Here is a 13,611-nt window from a genome sequence, read left to right as displayed (position 1 = left end):
CTTATTTACTTATTTACTATGATGCGTTTTATCACTTTCACTGGTACATATAAATTCAATATGTTGGTTGTGGCGTATCTTTACTGGTGTATTAATATATTCCAGTGTATGCCAATCATTACGGATAAATTATTATTGAATCATTATTAAATGTAGCGAATTTAACTCGCCAATTGATATGGCCGTCGTAATAAGATAAGTTGCCCTTGGAAAATTTAATAACAATAAGGTTCAGATTATGAGAATGCTAATACGAAATATTCCTTGTTTTTTGTTATTTACACTTTTGAGCAGCGGCTCAATGGCGCAAACAGTTACACCTTCTTCTGTTTCTATAAATGGCAATACACTTCAGGCAAAATTACAGGTCACGACTCTAATTGAAGTTGATTTAGTGGTCGAATTTGAAAAAAGTGTCGGTTTAAACGCTGATAACATCAACATTAGCGCAACATTATCTGACGTTAACGCTAGCAATATCACAAATCGACTCAGCTCAGCAGACATTAAAGTAATACCGACTTTTCCAGTGATTATTTCAATTAGTCCCAAGGCAGACGCCGGATTTGCGTTTGAAGGTTTAGCGTCGGTAGAAATCTACACTAAATCTGTGGATTACAATACTGCAATGCCTGCTAGAATTTTCAGATCTCATGCCAATAGTAATTTTGAAGACATCACCTCCATGATCTCTGCAGGTAGTATTCGTGCCCGTGGTAATACTGGCAGTTTCTCAGACTTTATGCTTTTACTCGACGAACGAAACAATGCAGACGTAATTGACGATACATTTTCTCAGCTAAACCAACTGGTAAGCCAATATAACAATCATATTTCGGCAACCTTGGCTATTACGATACAAACTGGTATCAGTGCTCTACAACAGGCTTTGTTGATGACTGATTATACCGCTGCGTTAGAAGTAGTAGAGGAATTGATAATTGTTACAGAAAATGCTTCTGGCGAACAATTAAGCAATGTGTGGCGCTCATCCAATGATTTGGTCAACATGCAAGGTGAATTACTAACTCGTCTTAGAACATTAAAATACAGTCTACGAGTTATTTAATTCCACGATCGTGAGTATTGAAAGAGGATATTAGCGTGCCAATGCAAGTAAATATTTCACTTGAATCGGGTTTAATGTCAGAACATATTCTTTTCGAAGGAAATGCATACAACATTGGGCGCTCGAATCAAGCGGATGTATTGATTAATCACCCGCAAATATCTCGCGAGCACGCCACATTGAGTGCCAACGATGACAACATATGGTCACTTCGAGACACCAGTAGTGTTGGTTGTTATCATCATGGCAAACGAGTCAGCTTTGTACCCTTAACCAATGAAGAAACCTTACATTTAGGCCCCGTGTCTTGCCAATTTAAACACCTCAACCATCACCAACTTACTGCCTTTGATAATCAGAAAATGTGGCGCAAACGACAACTTCTGCAACTTTCTAAGCAATTTAGCCAATGTTCTTCTAGTGTTGCCTTGCTAGAATCTGCGCGTCATTGTTTGATACAAACATTGGGCTGTGAACGCGCGGCACTGATTTTGGTAGATCAGCATAAACAACTTCAGCATTGCTTGGGCTATGAAACATGGATGGAAAAACACAGTTTTAGTGGCAGTAATACGATTATTCAACGTTGCATAAATGAACAGCAAGTTCTTGCCATTGGTAATGTTCAAGCCGATCCTAGCCTAGCGATACAACACAGTGTTATGCGCCACAATATACAAGCTGCGTTATGTGTGCCTGTCAAGTCTGAAAACCATGTCATCGGTGTTTTATATGCCGATAATACACAAGGTCGGCAATTTTTTACTGAAACTGAAGTCAAATTCGTCGAGTCGTTTGCCAATATTCTCTCATTGCGTTTGTTATTTCAGTCTATAGAACATAATATCTCATCATTGTAATTTAAATGCTCACACTGGTGAGAAACCAACTGGAGTGGTGAGTTGACCGATCACACCGAGGAATCATCAAACAATATTAATTTAACCACTCAGCCGTTGCGCTCTGCCTCGCAACTCATAAGCAACACGGTTCTAGTTCAACGTTTTAATATAATTAAACTCCTTGGAAGCGGTGCACAAGGTAATGTTTATCACGCATACGATCAGCTGTTAGAGTCAGATATAGCGATAAAGGTGGTAGAGACCTCATTAAATAACCAGACCCAATTAAGTGCGATACGCAACGAAGTGTTGATTGCTCGCCGTCTACAACATCAAAATATCATTCGAGTTTATGATGTATTTGAAGATCAAGGTCTGATCTTTTTTACTATGGAGCTTATCGCTGGTGAATCACTGATAAAGCGCCTCGAAAAACCAATTTTACAAACTGAATTTAAACTTTGGACACAGCAATTATTTAGTGCCTTAACAGCATGTGAAGCATCCGAAATAAAGCACGGAGATATTAAGCCCGACAATATTCTTATTGACGAGCACAATAACCTTCGCCTTATTGATTTTGGCATTGGTCAATTTCATAACGATGAGTTACAAATAAGTGGTCATCAAGATTTTTCTGCTCCAGAAGTTATTTATTCTGGCCAATCTAGTGTGCAGTCTGAACTTTATAGTGCCGGTAAAATAATTCAGCTAATGCTGGTAAATATACATCACAATCCATTATCAATTACTCAGCAATGGTGGCACTCAAAACAAACCAGTTTCATAGCACTACTTTGCCATCGTAATCGATTTAAACGCCCAACACTTAGCAAAGCAAATGACTTTTACCACACCCAAAAGAACAGTAATAATCTAGATTATCGGGCATGGTTATTAGTTGTCTTCATTATTCTCAGCATATTGGTTTGGACACTATTACAACAGTGGCAACAGCCTGTAACTGAAAAAAAGTTGCCCGCAACCACTATTCAAATCGCAATCATACATGATGATAAAACACCACTGCTCGGTGGACTAGTGGAGCTGTTTGAAATGCCCCTACAAACCAACCCGCAGTTATCGGTAATCAGTGGATATCGAACTCATGACATAATTTATAATCTTGCCTTGCAACCTGTTTCAGTACCACAGGATAGAATTAGATTAGCTAGCATATTTGAATTAGATGCGTTAATGATGCTGACTATCGATAATATTCAAGCTGATGATTTTTTAATACGCGCGAGTATTCATTCGATGCCTGCTGACATTAGCATTGTAGAATTAACCCGTAGTATTAACGCTAACACTCTTGAACAAGACTTAGCTGAGTTTACTAAAACATTACTTGAAAAATTTGAATTACAATTATCACAACAATTTGAACAGTCTGAAGCGACCTACTTTTTATCTGGGCTAGGCGCACTTTCAGCAGATCTTGAAACTGATAGAAAAGGCACCGCTTCAAGTATAAATAATAATCTGACTGAGTTCGCCCCCGAATACGCAGGTGCCTGGTATCGAGCTGCAGATCAGGCATGGCAGGAGGGAGATATACAGTCTGCACGGCATAATCTGCAAATTTTGTTTACATTACAAAGCGATTCAATCTTTTGGCTACTTAGTGGCCGTCTGTTAGAAGCTGAAATAAATGATGACCTAAAATTAGCACTGCAAGCGATTCAAAAACTGACTGAAGCCTATCCACAACGCTCTAAATTGTTGGCTAAACGTGGCGAAATCTACGAATGGGCAAACGATTATGAATTAGCCATAATCGATTATCATTTAGCCACCGAACTGGATCCAAATAATGCACATTTGTGGTTTCAATTAGCTCGACTCAAAATACTTTCAGGACAAACACAAAGCGCTATTGATAATGAATTAACTCGCGCGTTAGTGCTATACAGGAAAAACAAAGACCTAGCTGGAGAAGGCTTGGTGTTAAACGCTTTTGGGGTAGCCTACATAAGACTTGCAGAATATAACACTGCAGAAAAATACTTACAGGATTCATTAATAATATTTGATCCCCAAAATTTTCCACTTGAACGAGTTAAATCGTTAGCTAACCTAGCTAATCTAGATGCTTTGAGTGGTAAATTTATTGAAGCCCAAATTGCATTAGAAGAAGCATCACAGCTACTTGAAATTTTTGGCGATACTACTCAACAAGCACACGTTCTAGATACACTTGGTTTTCTATATGAGGAGCAAGGATTGTATGCTCAAGCGTTAAACTATTACAAAAAAGGCCTCGACATTCGAACAACCGAGAGTGCTGGCATTAATCAGGCACAAAGTATTAGTAACGTAGCGTATATGCACTTTTTAATTGGAGACTATTCTTTAGCAGGTATCTATTGGCAGCAGGCAAAAGCACTATTCAATAAAAATAATGAAAAACTTCATTTACAACGTACCTTGCAGAACATAGCTCAGTTGAGTATGGCAAAAGGCGAGCACATAAAAGCCATGCGATATTTAGCTGATGTTTCGCAACAACTTGATGCCAGTCAAAAACAAGAATTAATGATCAATAAGTTGTTGTATAGTTTTTTAAATTTTGCAAATGGTGACCTGACAAGTGCAATAGAAAACTTATCTCATGCCAAACTTATTGCCCAACAAACTGACGACAGCAGGGCATTAACTGAGGTGTATTTATGGCATGGGGAAATTTGTTTGAAAACGGCTGATCTTCGTTGTTTAAAAACACAAATTGACCTAGTCAAAAACAGCATTGCTGGCTCTATGGTCGAACAACAAGCATTACTAAACTGGTTGATATTTAGCTATGATGTTGAAAAATCCGAGCTTTTATCCAGCAGCTCAATCGAATTTATGGAACAGATAAAAACAGCAAACATACCAGTACTCACCAGAATGAAAATTTTGTTAGATATGCAAGAAAGAGTAAATTTGCCGCTCGACAGTCCCATTATGCAACTCTTAGAGCAGATCGTTAAACCAGTTTACTACCAACCATATATGAATTTACTTTTTCTTAAGTCGTCACAGGATGCTGCCCGAAAATTGTTACACGAACAACTCATAGCTCACCCTAAATACTGGCGAAATCATATTTATTATCAAGCCTTCGAAGATGAAGAATCGCAGTTGAAACAAAAAGCTCTATTACAAGACTGGATGTTACAATTAACTGAACAACAGGCTAAATCATATCGGGAACTTTACCTTGAACGCTGATCACGATAGACATTTATTAGCAGAGGTAAAGCGTCAACAAGCAGTGTTGCAAGCTCGTTTAGATGACGAGCAATATAATCTAAACGAGCTTGCAAAACGTCTGTGGGCGCAGCAAGAATCAGAAAAAGCAAAATTATCACGCGAATTACATGATGGTGTAGGTCAACTCCTTACTGGCCTGACTAGACGATTACAAAGTATCAGTTCGGATCAGCCTGAATTCCGAGAGCTGGCACAACTATCTCAAATGGCTCTGTCAGATGTTCGGCAATTATCACGATTAATGAGCCCAACTATTTTGGATGATTTGGGCCTTGTTCCTGCAATTAAATGGTTGTGTAGAAGCCTATTTGAACATGAGGATTGCCATTATGAATGCCAATTTGATTGCACATTAACGCTACCCAAAGATATCAGTATTTTGGTTTTCAGGATTGCTCAAGAAGCACTCGTTAACATTATAAAACATGCACAGGCGTCGAAAGCTAGAGTGCTGTTATCCAGCCATCATCAAACAATTAGACTGGATGTCATTGACAATGGCCTTGGCTTTGAGCATAAAGAGGTTGAAAAAGGTATTGGCCTTCATAGTATGCAAGACAGAGCTCAAGCATTTAATGCACAGCTAACTATTTATGCTAAGGCCGATAAAGGTTCAAGAATTACATTAACGGTTGCAATATGACTATTTCCATTGTGATTGCTGACGATCATGTGCTCATGCGTCAGGGATTAATCCAGGTATTAAGTGCCGAAAAGGATATCAACGTAATAGGTCAGTGTGGTGATGGAATCGAACTTATCAAACAAGTCTTGAAACTATCACCAGATGTGGTGGTAATGGATATATCAATGCCTCGTATGAGTGGTTTAGTAGCCATTGATAAGCTGTTAGCCCAACGTCCACAAAGTCGCATATTAGTACTATCCATGCATGATGAGTTGGAATATGTCGAGGCAATGCGCGACGCTGGTGCCATCGGCTATGTGTTAAAAGAAACATCCAGTGAAGAATTGATTGCGGCAATCAAGCTGGTAGCGTCAGGAAAAAGAGTTTTTCCTATGCCCAAAAAAGAACAAAATTCTCTATTAGCTCAGACTAAATACATTAATCCTATTACAGTATTAACTCGACGAGAGCGTGAAGTCTTTTTTTTGGTCACGGCCGGAAAAACCAGTAAAAAAATTGCTGAACTACTTGATATGAGTTTAAAAACGGCAGAAAACCACCGGGGTAGTATTTATAAAAAATTACAGGTCAACAGCTCTGCAGAATTAATAAGATTAGCCGGCAAAGCAGGTTTATTAGAATAGTCTAATAGAATTAAATTTATGGGTTCTGCAAACGGGTATCAAATGATGCACTCCTTAACATCCGTATAACGGCCGTATATCGCCCGTATAACGCCAGCAAAGCCAAGTATTTTTGAGTCAAACGTGCTAAAAAATCATCGGTTAAAAATAGTTATCAAATAGTTATAAAACTCTAAAAGTCACTTCCTACTTTTTATACTAAGCTGCACAAGCATTTCCTATAAACATCGATTGCTGATATGCCGAGTAATTTGGCTAAGTTGACAGCTACGTTTGACCTAGCATCGTTATAATCTAGCTCGAGTCATTGAGGGCAACAGAATGCTGAGTCACTGTTCGCTATTGTCTATCCACTAGTTACAAGAGTAGGCAGGGGGAAACCCCTATTGTTCCTTATCATGAGATATGAAAATCTTAAGTGGTCAATAAACACATCAGGTTTTCACATGAAAAATATAATAAAAAATAATATTAACCTTCTTTCAGTATCCATTGCCTTAGCTTTGGCTAGTACATCTTTAGAGGCCAAAACCTTTGATCAAGACTTGCAAAACATTTTGGCCAGATCTGGCCAGAATTCACTGCACCAAGTAATTATTTCGTTTGACCAAACAGGTGCCCCTAGCAATTTACAGCTTGCCGCATTGAACTCACTAGGTATTAGTGGAGTCAGTATGCAAAGTCTACCGATTGTCGGCGCCTTGGCGACCCAATCCCAGATTGAAGCCATTTATGCTCGTGATGACGTGGTTTCAGTATGGGAAAATGAAAAAATCACTTTAGAAAATTTTGAGGCAACACAGTTGACCGGAGTGCAACAGTTACGAACGGATAAAAGTATGCGCAAAAAAGGCATACCTTACTCTGGACGTGGTATCGGTGTGTTGGTCAATGACAGTGGTATTGATGGAAATCATAACGACATTAAATATCCACAACATGTAGTTCAAAACGTTGCCGGTCAGCTCAATTTACTCTATGACACAGGTGTGATGCCCGTTCTCTATCAGGAGAATATTGCTAACACTGAAGTGCTCACAGGACATGGTAGCCACGTAGCTGGCACTATCGGCGGTAACGGCGCCATGAGTAACGGCACACATACTGGCGTTGCACCAGGCGCAGATATAATCGGTTACGGTTCGGGTGCTTATGATTTTCTTTTAGACACCATGGGGGGGTTCGATTATGCCTTAACACACCAATATACTTATAATATTCGTGTTATTTCTAACTCGTTTGGCCAAACCAGCGATGTTGGCAGCGATTTCAACCCAGATCACCCCACTAATGTTGTGACTAAAATACTAGCTGACCGGGGCATTATTGTGGTCTTCTCTGCAGGTAACTCTGGTTCAGGTGAGTCCACTATCACCGGTAATTTTAAAAAGGCTCCTTGGGTAGTCGCCGTTGCCGCTGGCGACAAAAACGGTAATTTAGCTGATTTTAGTTCACGTGGTGTTTCTGAAAAAGGCGGACTTGTCACTATCGATGGAGAAATCTTTGAATGGCTGGATCGCCCCACTATAACAGCTCCAGGGGTAGATATTATCTCGGCCCGTTCCAGCACCAACTATTCGAATGCCATATCTATATCCAGTGATAGCGATTATATGGAACCCACCCATGTACCTTTCTATACAGTTAATAGCGGTACATCCATGGCTGCACCTCATGTATCAGGCATTGTGACTTTGATGCTTGAAGCTAACCCTGACCTCGGCTGGCGTGAAGTGAAACAAATATTACAAGATACCGCCACAAACATGCCAGGTCGTGCACCTTGGGAAGTGGGTAGTGGCTATGTCAATGCCCACGCTGCAGTTAAGGCCGCGCTGGCGATGAGCGACAGATTTGGCGATCATGACAAAACAGCCATTGATTTTAATGCAGGTGCCAATTTAGGCATACCGTCTTCTGAAGATTATCCTATTAGTTTCACCCCAGTGGGTGACACCGAGGTAAAAGAGTTTGTCGTAGCCGAAAATATATCAATGATCATGGCCACTGGAACCGTTGAGTTAGGAACCGCCTTTGTGTTAGAAGATCCCATGGGCAAGCGCTATAGTTCGGGCATAGGACTTATCCAAGTTCAAGGCACAAATCGGGCTATTTCAGCTACTGGCATGCCAGGTATCTGGAAGCTATATATGGGCGGGATCGGCAGTATCTCTGGGCAAAGTGTTGATCCGTTGGGAGTCACCAATGGTGTTGCAGGGCCCGAGTCGACCACTGTTACCGTAAAGCAATTCGCCATTGGTAGCTACTTCGGCATCAACGATGCCATCGGTCACCCAGCTGAAAGCTTTATCAAGTTTGCAGTAGCTAGTCATTTGATGGATGGCACCGAAGAGGGTTTTCAGCCAGATAAAACAGTCACCAAGGCAGAATTAGCTAATATGATGATGTTTTACGGTGCTGTTCGCCAATCTAATGATGGCAACACTGTCAATTTTGTTGACAGTAATTATGACACAGCAGCGGCTATGAATTCCGTGGTCACCAATGGTGCTTCAATTAAAGACCGTGCTTATGCGAATCAAGGAGTGATGCAGTCTGATTCCAGTGATATGTTTGGTGCGACTAAACCAGTTACACGAGAGATATTAGCTTACACATTGGTTCAAATGTTAGGCCAGCAAGGGGACGCAGCAGAAGTCGATCAAGATCAGCCTTTAAAAGTATTTATCTTTGATCAATGGGTTGAAGTAGTAGACAGTGACATGATTGCACCTGAACTACTTGGCCATGTTCAACTGGCGCTGAATGCGGGTTTATTGCAAGCTGCATTTAGCTTTGAGGATGATCCCATTGGAATGGGGCAAGTTTTGAAAGCTCGTTTTAATCCCAACACTCAAGTCAACCGTGCACTAATGGCAATGAGCTTGACACAACTGACACCACTTATGGCAGAGTAAGTCTAGCGACACAAGCTAATCCAAAAGGTGGCTAAGGCTGCCTTTTTTTATATCTACAAAATAGCTTAATTTCAATTTGAGGCAAGGTTATATGAATAGTTGTCATTCAGCACATTAGGTTTTAGAACATAGATACCGCTTGCATAATTAAAGGCTGTTCATAATCAAAAAGAATCAACAATCATCACCACATCTATCCCTTCGCTTAAGGATAAATACTCTCGAATAACTAAATTGAGATTAATTGTCTTAATAAGCTTCATAATAGAGGCATTAAAATACATCAATATAACTGAGCCTAAGTCGAGGATTTAAGCGATTACTTTGTTACGTTATATGAGGATGATGTTCTAGCATATTAGCGTTTGAAACTGAAATTCTTTAAAACCCGCGACTTTGTGTACTTAAATTTCGCCCAAATTACGTAATGTTTATAACGAAGAAAAACCAAAGCTTAAGCTCTATAAAAATGCGATAAATTAAAGTTTGAAACGCAGCCCTGCTTAATAAACTGACAGGCGACTATGAGCGATCAGAGGACGGCAGAGCGATTAGCTTTTCAATCGGTCAAATACCACTTACCCAATGAAAGCGGATATTTATCGCCGCGCTCACTAGCTAAAATCGAGCACCGCCTCAGATAAGTCTGTTTGAATAAAAGCAGCTCTCCATCATAAACAAAAGCAATGTTCAAAACTGGTTTGCACAACAGCAGGAGACGCTTGTTTCGAATTCTGAATTACCTGAAAACGGTTAAGTAATAGACGAAAAATAGCCGACTTTCACTTCCTTAAGGATATAAAGTAGATGTCAATATAGAAAACATGAGCAAGTTGTGTTCTTTTTAGGAAAAATCACGTTTTATTTTATGTATACTCATAAAGAGTTGAAAGCTACCTAGTATAATCATTTTAAACTCATCACCTACTAACCTGAGTCAAGCAATGTCACCGATCATCACGATTAAAAATATTAATAAAGTCTATGACTCTGGCTTTCAGGCTCTCAAAAACGTTAGCCTAGATATCCATCGCGGTGAAATTATTGCCTTACTCGGTCCTAATGGCGCAGGTAAAACAACGTTAATTTCTATTATTTGTGGCATCGCCAACTCCTCTTCAGGGAGTGTTTCCATCGATGGCTTTGACACCCAAAAAGATTATCGTAAAACTCGCGGTAGAATTGGCTTAGTCCCGCAAGAACTGACTTCCGATGCATTTTCTACCGTCTGGAATACGGTAACTTTTAGTCGCGGCCTTTTTGGAAAAAGCTCAAATCCAGGAATTATTGAGAAGATTCTGAAAGAGCTGTCGCTTTGGGATAAAAAAGACAACATGATGATGACGCTCTCGGGCGGAATGAAACGGCGTGTGCTCATCGCTAAAGCCCTCTCTCATGAACCTGACATATTATTTCTCGACGAGCCAACTGCAGGTGTTGACGTTGAGCTCAGAAAAGATATGTGGAAGGTGATTAACAAGCTCAGAGAATCAGGTGTCACTATAATATTAACAACACACTACATAGAAGAGGCCGAGGAGATTGCCGATAGAATTGGAGTAATTAACAACGGTGAACTTATTTTAGTTGAAGAAAAAGCAACCTTAATACAAAAGCTCGGTAAAAAATGTATCACGCTGCAATTACAAGAAAGTCTCGAACATATACCCTCAAGCCTTCAACACTATCAATTAGACTTGTCTAAAGACGGGCACCAACTAAGCTATACGTTCAGCACTAGGAGTGAATCTAGTTACAAAAGCGAACCCTCAAGCATCGCGACTTTAATAGATGAGCTTAATAATAACGGCATAAATTTTAATGATATTGATACAACACAGAGCTCCTTAGAAGAAATATTTGTACAGCTTGTTAAAGATAGCGAAAAAGAGTTAAGCTCAACGACCGCAGAGGATAAGTCATCAATTACTATGCAATAAGGGCCATCTACCAAGCTGAAATGGCGCGTACTTGGCGAACATTGTTGCAAAGTATTATTTCACCTATTATTTCTACCTCGTTGTATTTCATTGTATTTGGCTCAGCAATTGGCTCGCGTATCGATGAGATAGATGGCATACCTTATGGGTCATTTATTGTGCCGGGTCTACTAATGCTGTCGCTGTTAACACAGAGCATCTCAAACGCATCCTTTGGTATTTTCTTTCCAAAGTTTTCTGGCACTATCTACGAAGTGTTATCAGCACCAGTATCTGCACGTGAAATCATACTGGGGTATGTAGGTGCGGCCACGTCGAAGTCTCTTATTGTTGGCTTTATTATCCTAGCGACCGCTGGACTTTTTGTTCCGCTGCAAATAGCCCACCCCTTCGCTATGTTATTTTTCTTGGTAATGACCTGCGTGACCTTTAGCCTCCTGGGTTTTATTATTGGTATTTGGGCAGATAATTTTGAGAAGTTACAATTGATCCCATCGCTAGTGATTACGCCACTGGTATTTTTGGGGGGAAGTTTTTATTCAATTAGTATGCTGCCGCCTTTTTGGCAGACAGTGACCTTATTTAACCCCGTTGTCTATTTGATTAGTGGTTTTCGCTGGAGTTTTTATGGCGTATCCGATGTTAATGTTGCGACCAGCATTGCGATGATCTTATTCTTTTTAAGCATCGCATTAGTCATTGTTTGGCAAATTTTTAGAACCGGTTATCAATTGCGCAAATAAATACTCGGGCTTAGGGCATTTAATCGCGCTCGGTGCACTTATTATTAACTCTCGTATTAATATCAATACCAAAATTAATGCCAACTCAGGTTATAATGCCGCGCATGATTACCTTACAAGACATTAGCCTTCAACGTGGTCCTCAGCGCCTCCTCGACAATACCTCTGCCACCATTCAGCCGATGCATCGCTGTGCAATTATTGGTGCTAATGGCTGTGGTAAATCGAGCCTATTTAAACTACTGCTGGGCGGCATTAGTCTCGATAACGGTAATATTTTTATACCTAAACAATGGCGCGTATCGCATATGGCGCAAGAGGTTGCTGAAAATTATCGATCTGCTCGTGACTATGTTTTAGATGGCGATGATCGCCTGCGCACGATTGAGCGAGCAATTGAAGACGCGCAATCTAGCGATAATCACCTCGCGCTATCGCAAGCCTATGCTGATTTTGAAACAGCCGATGGCTATACCGCCAACAATCGCGCCGAACAACTACTCCATGGCCTTGGTTTTAAACAAGCCGATATGGCAAGGTCAGTCGCAGATTTTTCTGGGGGCTGGCGCATCCGTCTCAATCTTGCACAGGCTCTTATGTGCCCTTCAGATTTATTGCTACTCGACGAGCCCACAAATCACTTAGATATTGACGCCACCTTATGGTTAGAGCTATGGCTAAAAAGCTACAAGGGGACCTTGTTATTTATCTCCCACGATAGAGATTTTATCGATGCCGTTGCCGGTGAGATTTTACATATAGAGCATCAAAAAATTACCACTTATACGGGTAACTATTCATCCTTCGAGACACAGAGAGCAATGAGCTTAGCGCTACAACAATCGAATTTTGAGAAGCAGCAGCAACGTATTGGCGAGATCACACAGTTCGTCAATCGTTTTAAAGCCAAGGCGACCAAAGCTAAGCAAGCACAGAGTCGCTTAAAAGAATTAGAGCGCATGGAAAAATTAGCGCCCGCCCATATCGACTCGCCTTTTAGCTTTCGTTTTAGTGAAGCCGACAAAACATCAGACCCATTGATGAGTCTCGATAAAGCTGATCTTGGTTATGCTTCAAGCGACAAAAATATTGTAGCAGCACCCATTGTTAGAAAGGCTGAACTGACTCTGCGCGCAGACACCCGTATTGGCTTGTTGGGTTATAACGGTGCGGGTAAATCTACCTTAGTCAAAACCTTGGTTGGTGATTTGGCTCTATTAAGCGGCGAGCGCAATGTCAGCGAGCACCTTAAGATGGGTTACTTTGCACAACATCAACTAGAGTTTTTAGACTTAGATGCTAGCGCCCTACTGCATGTTCAACGCTTATCGCCCAAGGTTACCGAGCAGGTTATTCGTAATTTTTTAGGCAGTTTTAATTTTCATGGCGCCAAAGCTGTCGAGGCTATTAGACCCTTTTCAGGTGGAGAGAAGGCGCGCTTAGCACTTGCCTTAATTGTTTGGCAAAAACCGAACTTACTAATTTTAGATGAACCGACCAATCACCTCGACCTAGATATGCGGCACGCACTGACTCTTGCCTTGCAGCTTTATAAAGGCGCTCTAGTGG

At 40.6% G+C, this 13,611-nt stretch carries 9 protein-coding genes; all 9 read left to right on the top strand.

The window, feature by feature from the left end:
• The first annotated feature begins 238 nt into the window (after window positions 1-238).
• The gene (locus tag QZ562_RS15130) at window positions 239-1,069 is read left to right on the top strand and encodes a DUF6689 family protein (RefSeq protein WP_363315367.1); all 831 of its coding nucleotides are present in this window, start codon (window positions 239-241) and stop codon (window positions 1,067-1,069) included.
• A gap of 41 nt (window positions 1,070-1,110) precedes the next feature.
• Complete coding sequence (locus QZ562_RS15125; RefSeq protein ID WP_293761785.1) at window positions 1,111-1,929, top strand: GAF domain-containing protein; 819 nt, start codon at window positions 1,111-1,113, stop codon at window positions 1,927-1,929.
• A gap of 42 nt (window positions 1,930-1,971) precedes the next feature.
• On the top strand, window positions 1,972-5,127 hold the full coding sequence (locus QZ562_RS15120) for a serine/threonine-protein kinase (RefSeq protein ID WP_293761783.1): 3,156 nt from the start codon (window positions 1,972-1,974) through the stop codon (window positions 5,125-5,127).
• Window positions 5,117-5,812 (top strand): sensor histidine kinase, encoded by a 696-nt coding sequence (locus QZ562_RS15115; RefSeq protein WP_293761781.1) that lies wholly within the window; start codon window positions 5,117-5,119, stop codon window positions 5,810-5,812. Before QZ562_RS15120 ends, QZ562_RS15115 begins: the two co-directional genes overlap by 11 nt.
• Entirely contained in the window at window positions 5,809-6,441 is a 633-nt protein-coding gene (locus tag QZ562_RS15110; RefSeq protein WP_293761779.1) for a response regulator transcription factor, read from the top strand. The genes QZ562_RS15115 and QZ562_RS15110 overlap by 4 nt, the downstream gene beginning before the upstream one ends.
• Window positions 6,442-6,887: 446 nt before the next feature.
• Window positions 6,888-9,359: a S8 family serine peptidase gene (locus QZ562_RS15105; RefSeq protein ID WP_293761777.1), complete on the top strand. Its 2,472-nt coding sequence runs from the start codon at window positions 6,888-6,890 to the stop codon at window positions 9,357-9,359.
• A gap of 944 nt (window positions 9,360-10,303) precedes the next feature.
• Complete coding sequence (locus tag QZ562_RS15100; RefSeq protein ID WP_293761775.1) at window positions 10,304-11,299, top strand: ABC transporter ATP-binding protein; 996 nt, start codon at window positions 10,304-10,306, stop codon at window positions 11,297-11,299.
• A 20-nt stretch (window positions 11,300-11,319) separates the two neighbouring features.
• A complete protein-coding gene (locus tag QZ562_RS15095) occupies window positions 11,320-12,042 on the top strand; it encodes an ABC transporter permease (protein WP_293761773.1) in 723 nt (240 codons plus the stop codon).
• Window positions 12,043-12,146: 104 nt separating this feature from the next.
• The coding region (locus QZ562_RS15090; protein WP_293761771.1) for an ATP-binding cassette domain-containing protein at window positions 12,147-13,611 on the top strand (1,465 nt) is incomplete at its 3' end.

Origin of the sequence: uncultured Paraglaciecola sp. (genome assembly GCF_913058035.1) — a bacterium.
Classification (GTDB): Bacteria; Pseudomonadota; Gammaproteobacteria; order Enterobacterales; family Alteromonadaceae; genus Paraglaciecola.
Note: the sequence above shows the minus strand (reverse complement) of the source record. Positions and strands in the feature narration are given on the sequence as shown.